Consider the following 21442-nt stretch of genomic DNA (forward strand, 5'->3'; position numbering starts at 1 on the left):
ATTCACAATGAGTATGAATATCTGGAGAACCTAGCAAATGCCTAGTACCTAGGATAGGGTTTTATGTATAATGATACATTCAGTACTTACTAGTGTAACAAACTGACCGATGATGCTATTTAGGAAATAATTGAGAAATGCTCTAGTTTCTTACAGGTTGGCACTTTACAAATATGGATAACCGCAAAATTTAATAATTTAATTTTACTTGGATTCGTCTTTGAATCTAAGCTATATGAGATGGTAGAGGATATAACGATATGACAGTCGCACCTGCAAATGAAGTAATGGGATATATTGATAGAATTGATTCTGGTTTTATCTTTGGTTGGGGTTTGGATAAAGACAGTAACAATGATGTATCTACCATTATGATAGAGACAAGCGACGGTCAAATAGTAGCTAAAGGTGTCACAGAAATTTTCCGTGGGGACTTAGTCAAAAAGGGTATAGCAGAAAAGGGCACAAATGGCTTTCAGCTACCAATCCATATAGATGCAAAACTCAAACCAGATTCTAAGCTCAATTTATATGTTAACGGTAATTTAGTAGAAAAAAGTGGCAAAGCAACCTTAGAATATCATAACGGTTATTTTTGGGGGGCCGTGCTTAAGCTGCCAACCAGTGAATTGAACTGTACCATCGTCTCTGAGAGTTTTGAAGGTGAAAGTAATATCTCGTTATACCACAATGAGGGTATTATTTATAGACAACCGGTGATGCTGAATAAAGGTGAAAACTTTTTTAAGGTTAATATACCACATGCTCTATTTGATAATACCAGCAAGCTCATATCTCTAGGAGTGGATGGTTTTCCTTTCCTTTTATGGTCAGATTATATTTATTTCGCAGACAACCTAACGCCTTGGGAGTATCTAAAGAGCTCTTCTAATAGCCAAGGTATGATGGCGTTATCCAAGCAAGCGCAGTTCCGTTATGAGTCATTGGCGCTGAATTTGAACAATCAGATAAAGAGTAGTGTGGTTGGCGCCGCGCATAACGTTATCGCTGAAGGCTGGCAGGGAAGGAAAAAATTCCCTAAACTGACATTACCTAAGCATGACAATCCGGATGTCTCAATCATTATTCCTGCTTATAATAAGTTTGAACTCACCTACAATTGTATTGCATCGATCATCTTAGCATTCAATAAAACCAGCTACGAGGTGCTAGTAGCAGATGATAACTCTAGCGATGAAACCAGTGATTTAGAAGATTTTGTAGACAATGTGGTACATGTTAAAAGTAAAGACAACTTGCGGTTTTTACTAAACTGTAATAATGCGGCCGAGTATACCAAAGGCGATTATATTGTCTTTTTAAACAATGATACTGAAGTAACCAGCTATTGGCTAGATGAGTTAATCGCTCCTTTCAAAACAGATGATAAGGTTGGCTTAACGGGTTCTAAGCTACTGAATACCAATGGTACTCTACAAGAGGCCGGAGGAATTATTTGGGGCAGTGGTCAGCCTTGGAACTATGGAAATGGCGGCAATGCTTCGGAGCCTAAGTATAACTACAACCGTCAAGCAGATTACTTATCAGGTGCATCACTTTGTATACCAAAAACCGTTTGGCAGCAGGTAGGGGGGTTTAGTACCGAGCTTGTGCCTTGTTATTATGAAGATACAGACATTGCCTTTAAAGTTCGTCAGCATGGCTACACGACTATCTACTGTCCACTGTCTCGTGTGGTGCACTTTGAAGGGCAGAGCCATGGTACCGATGTCACTAAAGGGCTCAAAGCTTATCAAGTGGTCAATGAATCTACCTTTAAGTCTAAGTGGTTCCAAGAATACAAACACAATGGCAAGCAAGGGGTCGCCCCAGACATCGAAAAAGATAGAGGTATCGATCACCGAGTATTGATGATTGATTATGCCACTCCCAATCCAACCACTGATGCTGGTAGTTATGCAGCGGTAGAAGAGATTAAGCTAATACAAGCACTGGGCATTAAAGTTACTTTCGTTCCTGAAAACATGGCGCATTTGGGCAGTCTAACCCATGACTTACAACGCATGGGGGTTGAGGTGTTATATGCGCCTTTCTATAACTCAGTGTTTGATGCTATTGAGAAACGCATCAATGAGTTCGATGCTATTTATATCACCAGATTCTCAGTTGCCGAAAAGTATCTTGACGCTATACGCGCCCGTACTCAAGCGAAAATTATCTTCAATAATGCAGACCTACACTTCTTAAGAGAGTTAAGAACAGTTGGCAAAACTAATGAGTATACGCTAGAGCAAGCGCTAGCAACTCGTGGCAGAGAGCTCGATGTGTTAGGTAAGGTAGACGCTGTGCTCAGCTATAATGAGACAGAGCACGCAGTTATCTTATCGCATATATTGAAGCAAGATAATATTTTCAAATGCCCTTGGGTGCTTTCACCCAAAACAGCGGGCAAGTCCTTTGCAGAGCGTGAGGGTATCGCTTTCTTAGGGGGATATCGCCACCATCCTAACGTAAAAGCTGTTGAGTTCTTTGCGATGAAAGTGATGCCTTTGATTACCAAAGCAAACCCAAACATTATATTTTATGTCTATGGCAGTCATGTACCTGAGCAAATTAAAATGCTTGAGTCAGACAATATTAAAATAGTGGGTTTTGCTGAAAACCTAGATGATGTATTCCATAATCATAGACTTATCGTGGCGCCTTTGTTATCAGGTGCTGGTATCAAGGGTAAAGTGTTAGAAGCTATGGCTTATGGTGTGCCTCAGGTATTGACAAGCGTTGGTGCGGAAGCTACTGGTCTAAATCACAAAATCAGTGCTTGGATTAAAGATGAGGAACAAGGGTTGGCTGAGGGTGTGTTGCAGCTCTACAATGACGAACAACTATGGAATAAGTGTTCAGAAAACTCTCAAATCATTGCGCAAGAATCCTTTAGTTACAAACATGGTGTAGAGATGATGCAAAAAATATTCAATTATATTGGTATTTATACGGGGTAACTTATGAGAACAGTTATATTGCATTATCACTTGTTTAAGAATGCTGGCACTTCGATGGATGCGACTTTAAACAGAAACTTCCCTGGTGATTTATGGGTCACTAGAGAGTTCCCAAGTGATCCTAAAAGTAATGCAGAACAACTTAAGCAGTGGATTATCGACGAACCGCAAGCCATTTGTTTTTCATCGCATACTGCTTTTTTGCCACCACCAGAAATCGAAAATGTCACTATTATCCCAGTGATATTTATGCGTCATCCCATCGATCGTATTATATCTGCTTATTCGTTTGAGCGTGATCAAGGTGCAGATACCTTCGGCTCGACTCTGGCTCGAAATACGGCACTCAGTGGCTATATTGAGACCCGCCTATCAATACCTAATGATCATCAGTGCCGCAATTTTCATGTCGAAAAGTTTAGCCGAATGTTTGGTAAAGGAAACAGCCTTACACAGCGACTTGTGAATGCAAAAAAAGCCATCGAAGCTTTGCCTTTCGTTGGTGATGTGGGGGATTTTGATAACTCTATCAAACGGTTAGAGGCATTGTTGAAAGATAATGGTTTAGAGGTAGATCTGACAGCAGAGAGAAAGAATGTGTCAAGACAGCCAAAGACTATCGATGAAAAGCTAAAGAGCCTGCATGAGAGTATGGGTGATGAGCTTTATAACAAGCTGATGGCTGCTAATAAAGAAGATTTAGAATTGTATGAGTTTTTGTCTGATAATAATAGATAGTTTTTCTCGTCTGAAGTTGTAGTCGATACTAAATAAAATGTATATTATGCTGTGTGATATATAGATTTCTTTATTGTCTTCTATGTCTATTCAGAAAGAGGATAAGAAAAATTAGTATCGCTCCTCTGTATTTTTTTATATTAGTATGATCATACATGATTTTTCTGATGTCGAAAAAGACTAATCTTCAAGTCAGTCATGTTATTTTAAAAAGAGGTTTGAATGTCAAATATAAGTGAACAGCAAAAAATACCAAAAAATATTGTACAGTATTGGTCAGATAGGAATATATCTGAGAATTTGAAAAAGCTAAGTAGTTCGTGGGTAGAAGTATATCCTGACTATAATTACAAATTATATAATAGAGAGTCAGCCATTGATTTCTTAACAGAAAATTATAACCGAGAAGTTGTAAATGCTTTTGAGGTTTTAAAAGTTCCAGCAATGCAGTCAGACTTATTTAGAATAGCTTATCTATTGGCTAATGGCGGCATGTACATGGATATATCTCAAAAAGCTCATAAACCGTTAAATGAGATAATATTTAAGATAAATAAGCTAATAGTTTTTAGCAGAGATTCAGGGTCTATCATCAATGGTATGATTTTAACACCTAAAGATAACAGCTTATTGAGAGTTATATTTGAGAACATATTGGGAAATATATCCCGTAGAGATGACTATAGAGCTTACCATGTAACAGGACCGGCTAACTTTAATAAAGTTCTTAGTAATGAAAATTGTGTTGTATTAAAGAAGCAAGATGTCCTAAAGTATATAAGTGGAGATAAGTTATATGAGAGAAAAAACGACCACTGGACAACTATTAATAGTATCGAAAATGCTTATTACAATAATAATGATTTTAGATAGGGGTTATCTACTTCATTCAAGGTCATGTTACTATTTAGAGTAACTCTAATATATAAGTATTATAATTCTAATCTAAACCAAAGTTTTGTAACTACAACCTAAATTATAATGTATCTACAGTAATATAAAAGGTATCTGCTTTGAAATGTGTTTTACATATTGGAACTGAAAAGTCTGGAACTACATCAATACAGAGCTTTCTGCAAAAAAATAGAGGAATATTTTCAGATAATGATTGTTATATTCCAATAGCTCCCGCTATATCTTCTAGAAATTTCAATCATCGTAAGCTTGCTACAGCTATGCTAGACATGGATCATGTAGATGATGCTAGAAAAGCACTTGAAATTCAAGATGCTGATTCATTTAATACTTGGCGTAATGTTTTTCTTGATCAGTTATCGGAGGAAATTAATAATAACAATACTTATAAAAATTATATATTTAGTAGTGAACATTTATCTTCTAGGCTCGTTAGTATAGACGAAATTACACGCTTGAAAGTATATCTTCAAAGATTTTTCGATACTATTGAGGTTGTTCTTTATATCAGGCGGCAGGATAAATATGCAGTTAGCCTATACTCTACAGCTTTGAAAGCTGGTTCTGTACATGAATTTACATTCAATTATAGGAATCCAGTGAATGGTAGGTTTGATTATCATATGATGTATTCTAAGTGGTCAGAGGTTTTTGGTAAGAACTATATTGATGTACGCATATTTGAACGAGATAAGTTTTATAAAAAAGACTTAACGTTAGATTTTTTAAAGGCAGTAGGTTTCCATGAAAATGTAATAAATGGTACGCAGTGGCTAATGCCTGCAAAAGCAAATCCATCATTGAATGCACTTGGGCAGTCATACTTGAGATATTATAACGCTATCAATCCTAAAGGGTTAGACCCAAGGCTTCACAAACAAAGACGCCATTTAATTGAGTTTTTAGAGAGAAATTATGGTGGCAATGGTTATTTACCTACTCAAAGCGAAGCAAGTGAGTGGTATGGTTTCTTTGAAAAAGTTAATAATAAACTACTGTTGGAATTAGGAAATAGTACCGAGCAACTGTTTGACACTAGTTTCGATAGTTATCCTAAAGAAAAAGACCATTTTATTTATACAAGTAAAGATCTTTTAAATGTTTCAAAAGAGTTTTCTGAGTATTTAACAGATATAAATAAGCTCAATCAATCACGCTGATTAAAGCAGTAAGAGTTTTTGAGATTTTTAATAGTAAATGCCTTCTGCCTTGTAAAGTCACTGTAAAATAGCTATGTAAGGTTAATGTACTCAGCAATGAATCAATAGTATCGGATAGTTTTTTTATATTAATGAAAGTATAAAATATATTTCATCCATTTTAACTGAAAAATAGTTATCAGCAAAAAAATTTGTATGAATTCTCAGTTTGGAGCAAGGATAGACCTAAAAACCACAAATAAATATTTAGAACATCGGTATTTTTTTAGAACAAGAGTGAAGTTAAGCCATAACTCTATCTTTTAGTTCCTTGAGAGAGCTTTAATATGAAGATTGCAGTAGTAGGCATAGGTTATGTAGGGATATCGAGCGCTCTGTCGCTCGCTCAGAATAATGAATTTGTGGCAGTCGATATTGATAAAAAATAAAAAGACTTCAATTGATTAATCAATCAAAACAAATTATTTTAATACTTAGTCAGTAGATCCTGTTATAAAAGATATTATGACAATAAATCCTGACGTAGTCATGGCAATGAAATAAAAGATATCAGTGATAAATTCTATATACGAGATTTATTTGGTAGTGACTAAACTTAATAGACAGTTATCTCTAATTAAATAAGGTTATGTAATGAAGTTATTCCATGCAGTAATGGCTGGTGGTGTTGGCAGTCGTCTATGGCCACTATCTCGTAAAGCCTATCCAAAACAATTCTTTAATCTGGCCAGTGATCAATCAATGATAGCCGATACCCTGACTAGGCTATCGGGTATTGATATCGCGGGTAACTTATTACTGTGTAGCCAAGATCACAAGTTCCTTGCTGCTGATGCTATTACGGATAGCGGCGTTGAAGCAGATATCATTCTTGAACCCATGGGCAAAAACACCGCGCCGGCGGCATTATTAGCGGCATTACATATCATAGCGCATCATGATGACGGTATCATATTGTTGTCACCTTCTGATCATGCCATTGCCAATATCGAAGATTTGCTCGATAGCATTAACCAGAGTTTTTCTTATGCAGAGTCTGGGCATATTATTACGTTTGGCATCACTCCCACTGTAGCTGAGACAGGTTACGGTTATATTCAGATGGGCGCGCATATAAATGCGCAGAACCAAAACAAATTGCGTGCGATTGCTCAGTTTGTAGAAAAACCAGACTTAGAGACCGCAAATAAATACTTAGAACATGGCGACTATCTGTGGAACAGCGGTATTTTTATGTTCAAAGCGAGTACTTTAGTCGCGGAGATGGAAAAGTATCAGCCTGCCATTTTAAAGGCTTGTCAGGCTGCCTACACAGCTGATGAGACTCATCCAGATTTTTATACTATAGATGAAGCAGCTTTTGCCAGTTGTCCTGATGATTCTTTAGATTATGCCATTATGGAGCATACTGACAAAGGTCTGGTTGCCAAGCTCGATGTCAACTGGAATGATCTCGGCTCGTGGAATGCTATTTGGGACTACCGAGACAAAGATAAAGATGGCAATGTTATCGACGCTGACACCATCACCATAAAAACGACCAATAGTATCATTCGTTCTGAAAACAAAAAGCTGATTGCCACCATTGGCCTTGATAACGTTGCGATCATAGAAACAGATGATGCTTTACTAGTTGCAAACCTCGACTGCTCACAGGAAGTCAAAGATTTGGTTAGCACGTTAAAACAAGAGAAGCGCCCTGAATACATTTATCACCGTGAGGTACACAGACCTTGGGGGCAGTTTGATAGTGTGGATAGTAGCAACCGCTACCAAGTAAAACGTATCACTGTGAAACCCGGACAAAAGCTGTCGGTGCAAATGCATTATCATCGAGCGGAACATTGGGTGGTCGTAGGTGGTACTGCTTTGGTCAAAAAAGGGTTTGATAAAGACAAGTTAACTGAACATCTACTACGTGAGAATGAGTCTATCTATATAGAAATAGGGGAGATACACTCTCTTGAAAACCCAGGTAAAGTGCCGCTTGAGATCATTGAAGTGCAGTCTGGTGCATACCTTGGAGAGGATGATATTGTCAGATTCAGTGATATCTATGGTCGGAATGACCATTAACAGATAAACTATTGTTTATGATATTATATACAGTTTTGTTTTAGGTTGGGATAAAAGCCTATATGACCCTATCCATGTGGTTGCTAACTATTATTTTAGTTGGCTTAGTTGTTTTACTTGTCAAGTTTCAACAACATACTACAGCCATTTTTGGCAGTGTGCTTGTCTTGATATTTGCATTAGGGTGGGTGGACAGCGAGACATTACTCGGTAATGCAGCAAACGAAGGATTAGCAACGTTGGTGTTGTTAATCCTTATTGCATATGCATTAGAGAAGACCAGTATCCTTACACAGCTTACTCGCTCATTGTTTTCTAAATCTGAACGTTCATCGATAGTACGCACCATTAGCTTCTCAGGCATATCCTCAGCGTTATTAAACAATACAGCTGTGGTAGCTGCGATGATAAGCAGCATACAAAAAAACCCGCAAGTGAATACTGCTCGAGTACTGCTACCTATGTGCTTTGCTGCAACGTTAGGCGGTACGATGACACTGATAGGTACCTCTACTAACTTAGTCGTTAATAGTATGTGGGTGAAGCAAGGTCATGACGCTATCGGATTTTTTGATTTAACCCCAATCGGACTCATTGTCTTTTTGCTGGGTGCTATTGTTCTTTATTTCACCAGTCTTATGTTACCCAAAAAAGAGATGGTTGAAGAGGATGTTGAGGAGTATTTTGTAGAAGCAAAATTAGAAAGCACTTCAAGCTTAGTCGGTAAAACAGTGGAAGAGGCAGGTCTGCGAAACCTAGTCGATTTGTTTTTAGTAGAAATCATACGCAGCGACCGGTTAGTTAGGCCTGTTTCACACTCTCAAATGCTGAGGGCTGGGGACAAGCTACTGTTCAGCGGTAATGTAAAAAAAATACAAGTGTTGGATCAGTTTGATGGACTGAAGCTTTTTGCTCATAAAACTGGATTGTTAACTCAAGAGCTGACAGAGGTTGCTATTAAGCAAGACTCTAACTTGGTCGGAAAAAGCTTAAAAGAGACGGGATTTAGAGCAAAGTTCGATGCTGCTGTCGTGGCGATACGTCGCGAGGGGGAGCAGGTCAGTGGTAAGTTGGGAGAAGTGCACTTACGAGCAGGTGATTTATTGCTACTAGCGACAGGTACTGACTTCGCCAGCCGTGACAATTTACGCAAAAACTTTTACATACTATCAGGAGTCACGCCAGATAATATGATTTCAGGCTGGCGCGAAAAACTTGTCATGGTAGGTTTTGTAGCGATGATTATTGGCTCAGTCGTCACGGGCAGATCGCTATTTGATTTATCACTGTTTTTATTTGCGGCTTTATTATTTACAGGTTGTATTAGTGTCGACGAAATAAAACGTCATTTTCCTGTGAGTATTTGGCTGATTGTAGTCAGTGCACTGAGTTTAGCAAACGCGATGCAAGCTGTAGGCATGGATGGACAGATAGCTAGCTTCGCTGCTAATAGCTTGTCAGGTTATGCACCTGTATGGACATTACTGGGCGTGATGGTTCTTACAATCATGATAACTGAGCTTTTGACCAATAATGCGGCCGCTGCTTTGATGTTTCCAATAGCCTATAGCTTAGCGATTGGTATGGATGTCAATGCTTTTCCATTGATATTGGCAGTGTGCTTTGGAGCCTCTTGCTCTTTTATTAGTCCTTTTGGTTATCAGACTAATCTGATGGTATATAACACAGGACTTTATAAGATAAAAGACTTTGTAAAAGTGGGTGGATTGATCACCGTAGTGTACACTTTAGTCTGTGTTATTATGATTCCTATCATTTATCCATTTTAAACACCCACTAAATAGACTTAATTAATAGTTGTATTAGAAATTTTATTGAAACTAAGGATGAAGTATGAGTAAGGCTACCAATATTGTATGGCATGATGCAGGTGTGTGTCCTGAAGAGAGACAAGAGAAAATAGGTTCTAAACCTTGCATACTATGGTATACAGGGCTTTCAGGTTCTGGAAAATCGACTGTGGCGAACGCTGTAGATAGATTGCTGTTTGATAAGGGCTATACTACCTATCTGCTAGATGGTGATAATGTGCGCCATGGTCTAAATAAAGACTTAGGATTTAGTGATGTAGACCGGGTAGAGAATATTCGCCGTATATCTGAAGTCAGTAACCTTTTTTTGGATGCCGGACTCATCGTAAGCACAGCTTTCATCTCACCTTTCAGAGCTGATAGGTTGCAAGCAAAAGCATTGATCGGTGATGAACGTTTCATTGAGGTCTTTGTTGACGCGCCACTCGAAACCTGTGAAAAGCGTGATCCTAAAGGTCTTTATCAGAAGGCACGTGATGGTATGATCAAAAACTTTACAGGGATTGATTCACCATATGAATCACCACTTGCTCCAAGTATCCATCTATCGACCAATTGTGATGACATCGAACAATGTGCCAGTCAAGTAGTGGACTACTTGCTCAATAATCAGTTTATCAAATAGGCAGCTCACTAATGAGTAAGTATATAGATGTATTTAATGGTGATGCTGATGGAATCTTTTCTTTAATACAATTGAGGAAATCGCATCCTATCACTGCTTATGATAAGCAAATACTCATTACTGGTGTAAAACGTGATATTGCTTTAGTTAGTAAGATTGATGAAAACCTCGCAAATGATGCTCAGATCACCGTATTAGATGTATCATTTGATAAAAACGACAAAGATGTAAAGCGAGTCTTAGAGCATTGCCAGTCATTATTCTATTGTGATCATCATAAAGCTGATAAGCTGTTTGAGCATAAGAATTTAATGACAGTCATTAATACCGAGCCCACAGTATGTACAGGGCTATTGGTTAATAATATGTTGAATGATAAAAATGTATTATGGGCATTGGCTGCGATTTATGGTGATGGCTTAGACAGTGTTGCTAGTGAACATGTCAAACGTTTAGGGTTAACTCAAACACAATGTGAGCAGCTAAAAGAACTAGGCATTTTAGTCAACTACAATGGTTATGGTAACTCGGTTGCTGACTTGTACTTTGATCCCGCAGATTTGTACCAACGATTAGTGAATTATGATAACCCATTAGAGGTCGTCAATGATTCAGAATCTCCGTATCAGCTGCTCAAGCAGGGCTATGAAGCTGACATTGCAAAAGCTGATGCCAGTGAACAGTTGGTTGATGACGACCTTATTGTAGTAATACTAGAGGACGCTCCCTGGGCTCGTAGAATCAGTGGTACCTATGGTAACCAGTTAGCAGCGACCAATCCAGGCAAGCCTGTCGTAATCGTAACTGATAACGCTAAAGGTTCATATGCAATAAGCCTAAGAGCACCTAAAAATAATCCTTATGGTGCAAGCACTATATGCAGTCAGTTTAATACTGGAGGTGGTCGTGAAGGGGCTGCAGGAATCAACGCACTACCAAAGAATGATTTAAATAAATTTGTAGAAGTAGTGCGCAAGTACTATACGTAGATATAAATACTATTATCTCATTATGAAGCAAGTATGCTTACTCAAAAAAAGACAAAAATTAGCGGGATGGATTTAATATGACTAATAAAGTTAGGAAAGTAAGACATGCAGTGATACCAGTAGCCGGTTTTGGTACACGCATGCTACCTTTGTCAAAGAGTATTCCCAAAGAGCTGTTGCCCTTAGGTAATCTTCCTGTTATCCACTACGTCATTGAAGAAGCTATTGCAGCAGGCATTAAGCATATCGTATTGGTCACACATCCACAAAAGCAGGCTATTGAAAATTATTTTGATATCAATGTCGAATTGGATGAAGCCTTGCGTGATGATGGCAAAATATCTTTAGCAGATAATTTACAATGGCTACCTGATGATGTGAAGATTTCTAGTATACGACAAGGCAAGCGATTGGGTCTTGGTCATGCGGTTGCGGCAGCTAGACCTATCATCGAAGGTCATGATTTTGCAGTATTACTGCCCGATGTGGTAATTGATCCTTTCAAAACTAATTATGCAAAACAAAATTTAGCCTATATGACTCAGAAGTTCTCTGAAACTGGGTACTCTCAAATACTTGTTGATCCTGTTGAAAAAGAGAATATCCATAAATATGGTATTGCTAGATTAGATGGACAGAACCAAGTTTATAGCAAGTCTAAAGTAAACCAAAGTATAGCAGTTGCCGGATTTGTAGAAAAACCTGAAGCTAAAAATGCTCCTTCGAACTTGGCTGTAGTGGGACGGTATGTGTTTGATCATCAGATTTTAGATTATTTAGATAGAACAGCACCTGATAAAAAAGGGGAAATTCAACTGACAGATGCTATTGATGCATTGATTGCATCAACAAGAGTTGATGTAACTACCATGATTGGAGATAGTTTTGATGCAGGTAGTATGTCCACCTACCTCAAAGCTTTTGCTTATTTTTCTGAGCAACAAACATAGTTAATCTATCAAATCAGTGTCTGCGCTATATTTAAATTTCTCTTTATTACTCTTCATAAATCTATGTGTGACAACTCCTAGGCGATAGTTCTTTACAATCATGCTAAGTGCTCATTGGAAATAAAAGATAAAGCCGACGAATATAAATATTTTTAGATACAATATTGGACAAAGCCATGAATGATCCTACTTTAGCTCCACAATGGCAAAAATTGGTTAACCACTCTAATACAATTGCAGATTTAGTAACTCTTTTCGAAAATAACGATAGAAGAACGGAGGATTTACTAATTGATTTTGAGGGTGTGTGCTTTGATTACTCAAAGCAACTAATTGACAAATCAACTAAAAAATTACTGATTGAATTTGCAGAGCAGATGGGTTTGAGTGATGCTATTGATAAGTTGATATCTGGATACAAAGTAAATACTACAGAGAACCGTCCCGCATTACACACTGCTTTAAGATTACCTAAAGGTGCTAGTTTAATAGTGGATGACATTGATGTGACTAAACAGGTTCATCAAAGCTTGGATAGCATGGCCGTTATCGTAGAAAGATTGACGTCGGGCACTTGGAGGGGTTATTCGGGTAAGGCTATCCAGGATGTTGTTAATATTGGTGTAGGAGGGTCTGATCTTGGGCCGCTGATGACCTGTATGGCATTGTCAGAATGGACAGGAGAGGAACAGATTACACAAGAAGGACTTTTTTATAATTGTATTGAAACTCATTTTGTTTCTAATATGGATGGTACACAGTTAGATAAGTTGTTAAGCACGCTTAATCCTGAAACTACTGCCTTTATTATTTCATCTAAGTCTTTCACCACTTCTGATACACTTTCAAATGCTCAGACTGCTTTGGCATGGTTATCTAATAACTATGATAATGAGAAGAGTATCAAAAGAAATCACTTTATTGGTATTTCTGCAAATGTTAAGAAAATGAATGCATGGGGTATACATAAGGCTAATCAGTTGAATCTATGGGATTGGGTTGGCGGACGTTTTTCCATGTGGTCTTCTATTGGTTTGACAGTTGCTATTAAAATTGGAATGAAAAATTTCAATGAGCTATTAGCAGGTGCACATCTAATGGATAAGCACTTTATCGAAACTCCTTTTACAGATAACATCCCTGTTATGATGGGGTTGCTCGCTGTATGGAATAGTAGTTTTTTGGATATAAATGCTCATGCTATCCTACCCTATGATGGGCGTTTGAAATATTTTCCTAACTATTTGACTCAATTAGAGATGGAAAGTAATGGGAAGTCAGTGAATTTAAAAGGTCAAAAGATCACTTTTAATACTTGTCCTATATTATGGGGAGAAGTTGGTTCAAATGCTCAACATGCTTTTTACCAACTTCTGCACCAAGGTACCCAAGAAGTGGCTTGTGACTTTATTGCTTTCATCAATCGCTATGACGAAGAGCGTCAAGATATCGACCAACAGCTACTACTACAACATAAACTAAGTTTGGCCAACTGTTTAGCCCAAAGTCGAGTTTTAGCATTTGGCAATGAAGCTGTCGATTTACAAGAGGTATGTAGCGCAATGTCTGCTATGCACAAAAACTATCGAGGAAACCAACCATCTTCTACCATATTAATTGATAAGCTATCACCAAAAACACTGGGCATGATACTTGCTATGTATGAACATAAAGTCTATGTGATGTCTGTAATGTGGGGAATCAATCCATTTGACCAATGGGGTGTGGAAATTGGTAAGGTGATGGCAAAGCAGTTAAATGATGCTATTCATCAACAATCTTTAGATTATGACGACTCGACGAATGCATTGCTCAAGCGTATTTGCAACCTATAACTATCTTCAACCCTGATAATAAACTATGAAAAAAACATCTACACAAGCAAGTAGTATTTGTATTATTGGTAACAATGCTAAAGCAGTAGCAGGAGCTATGGCTCTTACTTATTTTGGGCTATCAGTTACCTTTTATGCTCTATCTAAATCAGCAGATGAGCATGTACGCCGATATCAATTTGATAAAACACTGTGCAATCAATGGCAAAAAAGTCTTGACGATGGTAGCCTGATATATTGTACATTTGATCAAGCGGTTCTTCCTTCAATAAATTTCGATACCTACTGGTTATTTCTAGATCAAATGACAGATGATGTTCAGCAGACAGTGTTGGATTATTTAAAGTATCAATCTTGCGATGTGTGTTTGAGTGGTATTGTCCAAATTGGCCGTATAGAAAGCATTGCTGAACAATTAACTTCAGAAAATGTATTTTATATTCCGTTTGTGTTTCTTAATGATGCTTCAATATTTTTGGCCACTATTAAGCCAAGATTATTGCTGATAGGTGAGAAAACAGAAAAAACTGCTAAGGATAATGTGGTTTGTAGAGCATTTTTAGAGCATACCGACAATTATTGCTTACATAACTTAAAAACTATCGAGTTTACACGAAGCTGCATGATGAATTTGATGGCCAGTAAGCTTAGTTTAATAAATGAGCTAGCAAGATTGGCTGACCACTGTTCTGTAGACATGTTAGAAGTCGAATCACTATTAAAACTAGATAATCGCTTGGGCGTAGGATTTTTAAAAGCAGGTTGGGGGTACGGTGGGAGTACGTTACCTAAAGAAAATGAGATTTTAAAAAAGCACCTACTAGATTTAAAGCTGTCTGCCAATATTGTTGATGAAGTAGTGTATATAAATAATGACCAGAAAGAACTAATCTTCCGTAAGTTATGGCAATATTTCGATTCAAATATTGCCAGTAAATCTATAATGATATGGGGTGCTGGTTATAAAGAAGGAACAGGAAGAACTAAAGGGAGTGCGATTCACAATGTGTTACCTTTGCTATGGGGACACAATGCTATCACGACTGTTTACGATCCTTTAGCTAAAGATGAATTGAGTGAAGAGTACAGTTCTGATGAACGTCTGAAGTTTACCGACTTTCCTTATGCGAACCTTGAGCATATCGATGCTATTATTATTATAAATTGGTCGGAGGAATATCGTCCAGATATCTCCTTAATAAATCAGAATAAGACTCCTATTTTCGATGCTAAAAACCTACTTAGGCGAGTAGAAATTCAGCAGTTAGAAGGTTATTACACAGGCATTGGCCGAGGAATCGGCTAGATGGCTGTTTCTATTGTTTTCTACTGATTTTCAATATGATAAGTAAATGAGCATATAGTTAATAGTGTGCTCGTCGCAACATCTCGATATGTTCTAATCGCCATTTTTCCCAGTATTGTAGTCTCTGAATACGAGAGTCAGTACTTTGGGTGCCTGTATGTTTTGCATTCATCAATGAGTCAGAGCGATGAGCCCCTAACGTTAATGGTTTACTAATGTGACGAATGCTTTGGTTGCCAAATACTAACTTAAACCTCTCAAACAACTCGCTGTCTGCTCCTGTACGGACAGGCTGCCATAAAAAATCATCTTGTAACATATATTTTAAAGTATGACGCCGAAACATCAAAGAAGCCGGGTTTTTTTGCTTATAAGGGAATGCTGCGCGGGCGAAGTAATTGCCTCGATTGTCAATTTTGATCCAATCTGAAGTAGTAGCCATTAAGGTTTGGTCTAAAAATAATGGCATTACTTGTTGTTCAATCTTTAAAGGATGAGCCCAGTCATCTGAATCATGGCAGATAATAAATTCACCAGATGCGTGTTTTAACCCGTTATTTTTTGCCAAAAAGGTACCTGTGTTGTTTTCTTGGTGGATAATTTTTATACGAGTGTCTTTGATGGCGACTTCCTGCGCTATGTTTAAACTATCGTCGGTACTGGCATCATCTATCAATATCACTTCAATATTATGCCAGCTCTGATTTAGAAAGCTCTCTAGAGTGGATCGAATATACTGACTTGCATTATACATAGTAGTTAAAATACTGACCTTGAATTGTTTTTCTTTGTTCATGGACAAGGGGGCGGTATAAATGGTATTTTCTACTTGCAAATTTAGACTGTTAAACGCGGCATTATCATCAATGACTTCATAGTTAGGTAAATCAAAGTGTGATTGATAGTTATTTAGATAATATAATTTATCCGTATGAGTATTCGCTTGCCAATTGCTCTCTAATAGTAGGAGATCTGGGTATTCAATACTATTAGATACTAAATCTTTATGAGCCATGTATTTTTGACAGTCAAAAAATTTCTCTAGATGGTTTTTTTTAGTGGTGCCTTGAAGTAAATAGGCTGACTGCAATGCACGATGATAGATCGTAAACTTGGTTGTGGGTAGTGTATGTATAAGTTTGATTGCTAGAGGTAAGTTGTACTTTGCAAGCTCTCTTATCAACTCTGGCAAATAGCGGGATATGTTTGGCCTTTTTATAAGTCGATTAATAACCTTTTCGCATTCCTCTAGTTTGCCGTAAGCTGATAGTGCTTGTACATAAGCCACACCAGATCTGACACTACCCCCTTGCCACTCAGCTTCTAATAGTGGGGTATAAATACCTAACCGTGCACACATCCAACGTCGCTTACTTGTTGATGTCCATTGATAGTTGGGCAACAGGGCTAAAGCTTGCGCGAAATTGCGTTTTTGGATTTGCTGATAATAAGTAGGTATTCTAAATATGAATTTAGGCATATGGATATGTCCTACGGAGATGAGTGATACTCAGTTAAGGTGATAATATCGTAACATTTGTTTGAGTAGATGGGATGGTTCTGTGATCGCAATTCTTTTAATAAGCCTGTAAGTACTGGGACAAAGACTTGAGTGCTTAGGTTTTGTAAAAAATAGTCACGGTTAAACGCTGACCTGCTTGGCTCAGAAAATATCTGTATCAATGTAGATGGCAGCTGTTCTTTATTAGTTGGAATAATGACTCCAGCTTCAATTAACGAGTTTAAAGCCGATGTTTCAGTTGATACAACAGTTAAGCCCATGGCTAGAGCATCGATAAGTTTTGCAGGCAGTTGAAACTCACTAATGATTGAGTCAGTATCTTGTAAGATGACACATACATCACCCATCGAAACAAACTTACTGATACTATGATAGGGTTGGTTTGGTAAGAACTTAAAATTAACCCCTTTTATAGCTGTGAGTTTGTCTTGAAAGGCTTTACTAATAAAATCACCGATAATGAGGAACAAAAAGTCGTTTTCTTTTATTCGAGCTAGAGCTTGCGCAGTCTCAATTATGCCTTTATGTGGTTTAGGTGTACCAAAAAACAATAATACTTTCTGTGCAGGTGGTACGTCATACTTATTTCGCATTTCTAAAGTAAGCTGTTTTGAGGGTAAAAACTTATTAGCATCTCTAACATGAGGGATTACTGTACCTGAGTATCTAAACTGTAGTGCGGCATTGGATACAGTGATAGCATCAAAAGTGTTGGCCAAACTGACACTTTTATTAAGCCAGTAATCACTACGAATATTAGTTATATCTGTATTCTTTGGAAGAAAACCCTTGTCAAATTGACCAAATCCTAACTCCTCGTCATCAACATCCATAATTATGTGAGTATTCCAAATCAGTTGATATAGTCTACCTATGATTAAGTTTGGTAATCGCGGTTTTGACAAGTGTATGATATCGAAAGGATGTGATCGGACGAAATCAAAGGCTTTATAAATTAGTTCTGCAGTATCTTTTACTGTTATGAAACTGCAAAGAATATCTGAAAGCTGCATCGGCTCCCACAGTTGCTTTGGACGTTTGGGGTTAGATGAAATGACACATCCAATAATAGAGATATCGTATCCACAATGCTGGTAGAGCTCAGCTAAAGTGAGTACTCTACCAGCAGCATTATGTGATAAATCCCAGCCACAGACGGCTATTTTTTTTCCTTTATTAAAGTTCTCAAGCTGAAGTTGTTTTTTAGCATCATTAAACATATCAGCTTGGAAGTCTGTTAGTGTGGCTTTATGTTTTAAGGTACCAGAAAACTGATAAATACATTGTTGCCAATCTTTTTTTCGATAGGCTTTTTCTGCCTGATACTTATAGTAATTAGCATTTATTTGATTGAGTAAAAACAAGCTATCTACCTTGGTTTTGTACTAAGTAATCATTCCACACATTGGGTATTAGTATACTTTCATAGTGAGTAAGATCAATTTAAGAGATACTCTGAATACTATTAGCTGTAAATAGCCACATAGTATTCAGAAGTACGGTTATGGAGAACTAAGGTTAAGCTGGCCTCGCACCTTGTGCTGCTAACCATTCATTTATTTCTTGTATTTTAGTATCCAATAATTTCCTATCGCCACGACTTTCGATATTTAATCTGATAAGTGGCTCTGTGTTAGATGCTCGTAAATTAAAGCGCCATTCTCCAAAATTAAGACTTAAGCCATCTAACGTTGATTTGACTGGATTCTGCACGCTAAAATTCTTTTCAATCGCGTTGATGATAGCTGGTGCATCGTGAGTGGTGAGACGAAAATTCAGTTCACCTGAGCTAGGATATGCCTCGATATAACCTGCGACCAACTCTGACAAGGTTTTACCCGTGATAGACAGTAACTCAATGGTCAGTAGCCACGGAATCATGCCGCTATCACAATAGAAAAAATCACGGAAATAGTGATGGGCAGACATCTCGCCACCATATACAGCGCTAGAGTCACGCATGACCTGCTTAATGAAAGAGTGCCCTGATTTACTAATGACAGCGTTGCCACCATGGTCGTTAATAACGGCTTCGGTGTTATAAATTACTCGTGGATCATAGACGATAGATTCGTTAGGGTACTTATTTAAAAAGGCTTGCGCGAGCATACCGACCACATAGCTTCCATCAATAAATTCGCCTTTTTCATTGAATAAAAAGCAACGGTCAAAATCCCCATCGAAGGCAATACCAAGATCGGCATTATGTTCTAAAACAGCTTGCTGGGTAGCCACTCTATTGGCTTCAATCATAGGATTGGGAATGCCGTTAGGGAAGCTGCCATCAGGGGCATGATGTAACTTAATGACTTCAACATGTGTATTAGCTTGTGCTAGCTTCTCAATTAATAAGTCCACCACTGGCCCGGCGCTGCCATTGCCTGAATTAATGACCAGCTTGAGTGGCTTTAGTTTATCAGTATCGATAAAGGTCATGACATGATCGACATAAGTACTTTTATCGGTCAGTAATTGTAGTTTTCCTGATGGATTGTCAGTCGTGAATTTGCCAGACTCAGCAAGCGCCTGAATTTCTGCCAGACCATCATCGGCACTGATTGGTTTTGAATGCTCTTTGACCAATTTTAAGCCATTATAGTTGATAGGATTATGACTGGCAGTGACTTCAATACCGCCTAATGCCTGATAATGACTGGTGGCAAAATACACCTCTTCAGTACCACTCATGCCCAGATCGATTACATCGATGCCTGCATCCATCATACCTGCGATCGCTGCTTGCTTTAGTTGTTCACTCGAGTGACGAATGTCGCTACCGATAACGATAGCAGGTCGTAGCGACGTTGTATCATCGGGCTGAGTGCTAGCGGCATGATAACGTTGATACAAAATCTGAGCAAAAGCACGCCCAATACGGTAAGCAATTTCTTCATCCAAATTAACGCCAAGCTCACCACGAATATCATAAGCTTTGAATGAGCTGATCGTAATAGGATTAAATTCAGTTTTTGGCTGATAGATAATGGTCGTAGAAGTAGACATAATAAGAAAATTCCTTGCGCGTGAGCAATGGTAAAATAATAAGGTAGATGGCACAATTATAAGCTAATAAGTGTTCAATGCTACACTATCGTCAACTTATTACAAAAGAGTGAAAGCGTTAACCTGGCGTGAAATGCCATGTATACAGCTGCATTTGATTGCTTTATCCCCTTTGTACATTGAATAAGCCACAATTATTACATTAAGCAATAAGCAAAAATAAGAGCCTCCCTTATGAATACTCCTGATAATAAAATCACAGTGCCTGCACCAGTACAAGGAACACCAGAAGCCACAGGACAGCTTGATGATCTTTTAGCATTGATGGCACGGCTGCGAGTTGATTGTCCATGGGATAAAAAGCAAAGCAATCATAGCCTGATTCCTTATGCCATCGAAGAAGCTTATGAGCTAGGCGAAGCGGTACAAACCGATGATGATGAAGATATCAAAGGCGAGCTAGGCGATGTGCTACTGCAAGTTGTGTTTCATTGTCAGATGTATGCTGAGCAAGGGCGCTTCGATATGAGTGACGTCATTACTACTCTACAAGAGAAGCTGATTCGTCGTCATCCTCATGTGTTTGAAGCCGAAACTCTAACAGACGATGCAGCGGTAAAAGTACGCTGGGATGAGATTAAAGCGGAGGAGCAGCAATCACGCGAGGCACGTGGTAAATTAAAACGCCGTTTGGATAATACCAAAGCGGGTAGTGCATTGATGCAAGCGCAAGACGTACAAAAACAAGCGTCTAAACTGGGTTTTGATTGGGAAGGTGTTAGCGGTGCTTTTGATAAACTGGATGAAGAGATTGCTGAGCTAAAGCATGAGCTGACAGATAGTTCTACAACTGCTGTTGGATATGACATAAGCAAAGCCAATATTATTGATATTGAAAAGGAACTGGGTGATTGTATGTTTGCGCTGGTCAATGTCGCACGCAAATTAAATTTCGATGCAGAGACAGCAACCTTAACTTGCGTGCACAAGTTTAAGTCACGCTTTGGTTATATTGAGGAGCAGCTAGAACTCGCTGGCAAGCGTATTGAAGACAGCGATATAATAGAAATGGATGCACTGTGGGAAGCGGCGAAACAATATGAACGCTCATCGTAAATTTTCATTTGTCAGCTTACTGATGACCACCGCTTTTAGTCTCCTATTGTCTGTGGTCGCACTCAGTAATGCGAATGCAGATCCTTGTTTTGACGACCCTCAGCGTGCCTATGAGTATTTAATCGCAAGAGAAAAATCTATCACACAAGCGCGTGAGCAGAAAGTCATCAATATCAATCGAGCCAATGAAGGCGATCTGGTTTCGTTAGATGGTATCGGTAGCAGTAAAGCGCAGGCGATAATTTTATATCGAGATATGTTTGGCGATTTTAAGACGGTGGATGAGTTAGCAAAGGTGAAAGGTATCGGTGCAAAAACAGTCGAAAAAAACCAAAGACGTTTAAGCGTGCGCGATTAATGACGGTGTTTTGCATTAATTAACCCCAATATTGACAAAATAGCATGTAAGTAA

Annotated in this window: 17 protein-coding genes; 14 read left to right on the forward strand and 3 right to left on the reverse strand. The window is 38.2% G+C overall.

Annotated features, from left to right (window positions below; genetic code table 11):
- Window positions 1-260: 260 nt before the first annotated feature.
- The 12 genes from FQV37_RS04195 (at window position 261) to FQV37_RS04250 (ending at window position 15389) form a co-directional block, all read left to right on the forward strand.
- Window positions 261-2963 carry a glycosyltransferase gene (locus tag FQV37_RS04195; RefSeq protein ID WP_160021419.1) on the forward strand — a complete coding sequence of 901 codons (2703 nt, stop codon included), beginning with the start codon at window positions 261-263 and terminating at the stop codon, window positions 2961-2963.
- Window positions 2964-2966: 3 nt separating this feature from the next.
- Window positions 2967-3701 carry a sulfotransferase family 2 domain-containing protein gene (locus FQV37_RS04200; RefSeq protein ID WP_160021420.1) on the forward strand — a complete coding sequence of 245 codons (735 nt, stop codon included), beginning with the start codon at window positions 2967-2969 and terminating at the stop codon, window positions 3699-3701.
- Window positions 3702-3923: 222 nt separating this feature from the next.
- A complete protein-coding gene (locus FQV37_RS04205; protein ID WP_160021421.1) occupies window positions 3924-4574 on the forward strand; it encodes a glycosyltransferase family 32 protein in 651 nt (216 codons plus the stop codon).
- 140 nt (window positions 4575-4714) lie between these two features.
- Window positions 4715-5776, forward strand: coding sequence for a hypothetical protein (locus FQV37_RS04210; protein ID WP_160021422.1), 1062 nt, complete (start codon window positions 4715-4717; stop codon window positions 5774-5776).
- 326 nt (window positions 5777-6102) lie between these two features.
- Complete coding sequence (locus FQV37_RS04215; protein ID WP_167514295.1) at window positions 6103-6204, forward strand: hypothetical protein; 102 nt, start codon at window positions 6103-6105, stop codon at window positions 6202-6204.
- Window positions 6205-6409: 205 nt separating this feature from the next.
- Window positions 6410-7852, forward strand: a complete 1443-nt coding sequence (locus FQV37_RS04220; RefSeq protein ID WP_160021423.1) for a mannose-1-phosphate guanylyltransferase/mannose-6-phosphate isomerase — start codon at window positions 6410-6412, stop codon at window positions 7850-7852.
- 62 nt (window positions 7853-7914) lie between these two features.
- Window positions 7915-9642, forward strand: coding sequence for an SLC13 family permease (locus FQV37_RS04225; protein ID WP_160021424.1), 1728 nt, complete (start codon window positions 7915-7917; stop codon window positions 9640-9642).
- A gap of 64 nt (window positions 9643-9706) precedes the next feature.
- Complete coding sequence (gene cysC, locus FQV37_RS04230; RefSeq protein ID WP_160021425.1) at window positions 9707-10309, forward strand: adenylyl-sulfate kinase; 603 nt, start codon at window positions 9707-9709, stop codon at window positions 10307-10309.
- 11 nt (window positions 10310-10320) lie between these two features.
- Window positions 10321-11298 (forward strand): DHH family phosphoesterase, encoded by a 978-nt coding sequence (locus FQV37_RS04235; protein WP_160021426.1) that lies wholly within the window; start codon window positions 10321-10323, stop codon window positions 11296-11298.
- A 77-nt stretch (window positions 11299-11375) separates the two neighbouring features.
- Window positions 11376-12248: a UTP--glucose-1-phosphate uridylyltransferase gene (locus FQV37_RS04240; RefSeq protein ID WP_160021427.1), complete on the forward strand. Its 873-nt coding sequence runs from the start codon at window positions 11376-11378 to the stop codon at window positions 12246-12248.
- A gap of 176 nt (window positions 12249-12424) precedes the next feature.
- Window positions 12425-14083 (forward strand): glucose-6-phosphate isomerase, encoded by a 1659-nt coding sequence (gene pgi, locus FQV37_RS04245; protein ID WP_160021428.1) that lies wholly within the window; start codon window positions 12425-12427, stop codon window positions 14081-14083.
- A gap of 25 nt (window positions 14084-14108) precedes the next feature.
- Window positions 14109-15389, forward strand: coding sequence for a UDP binding domain-containing protein (locus FQV37_RS04250; RefSeq protein WP_160021429.1), 1281 nt, complete (start codon window positions 14109-14111; stop codon window positions 15387-15389).
- A 58-nt stretch (window positions 15390-15447) separates the two neighbouring features.
- Here the strand turns inward: FQV37_RS04250 and FQV37_RS04255 are convergent, their stop codons facing one another.
- The 3 genes from FQV37_RS04255 to FQV37_RS04265 all read right to left on the reverse strand — a co-directional run bounded on the left by FQV37_RS04255 (window position 15448) and on the right by FQV37_RS04265 (window position 19914).
- Window positions 15448-16869: a glycosyltransferase family 2 protein gene (locus FQV37_RS04255; RefSeq protein ID WP_160021430.1), complete on the reverse strand. Its 1422-nt coding sequence runs from the start codon at window positions 16867-16869 to the stop codon at window positions 15448-15450.
- A gap of 11 nt (window positions 16870-16880) precedes the next feature.
- A complete protein-coding gene (locus tag FQV37_RS04260) occupies window positions 16881-18275 on the reverse strand; it encodes a glycosyltransferase family 4 protein (RefSeq protein WP_160021431.1) in 1395 nt (464 codons plus the stop codon).
- 154 nt (window positions 18276-18429) lie between these two features.
- Window positions 18430-19914, reverse strand: coding sequence for a phosphohexomutase domain-containing protein (locus tag FQV37_RS04265; RefSeq protein ID WP_160021432.1), 1485 nt, complete (start codon window positions 19912-19914; stop codon window positions 18430-18432).
- Window positions 19915-20148: 234 nt separating this feature from the next.
- Between FQV37_RS04265 and mazG the strand changes: the two genes are divergently transcribed.
- Both mazG and FQV37_RS04275 read left to right on the forward strand, forming a co-directional pair.
- On the forward strand, window positions 20149-21030 hold the full coding sequence (gene mazG / locus FQV37_RS04270) for a nucleoside triphosphate pyrophosphohydrolase (protein WP_160021433.1): 882 nt from the start codon (window positions 20149-20151) through the stop codon (window positions 21028-21030).
- Window positions 21014-21388, forward strand: a complete 375-nt coding sequence (locus FQV37_RS04275; RefSeq protein WP_160021434.1) for a ComEA family DNA-binding protein — start codon at window positions 21014-21016, stop codon at window positions 21386-21388. The genes mazG and FQV37_RS04275 overlap by 17 nt, the downstream gene beginning before the upstream one ends.
- Window positions 21389-21442 lie beyond the last annotated feature (54 nt).

The organism is Psychrobacter nivimaris (genome assembly GCF_009812035.1).
Classification (GTDB): Bacteria; Pseudomonadota; Gammaproteobacteria; order Pseudomonadales; family Moraxellaceae; genus Psychrobacter; species Psychrobacter nivimaris.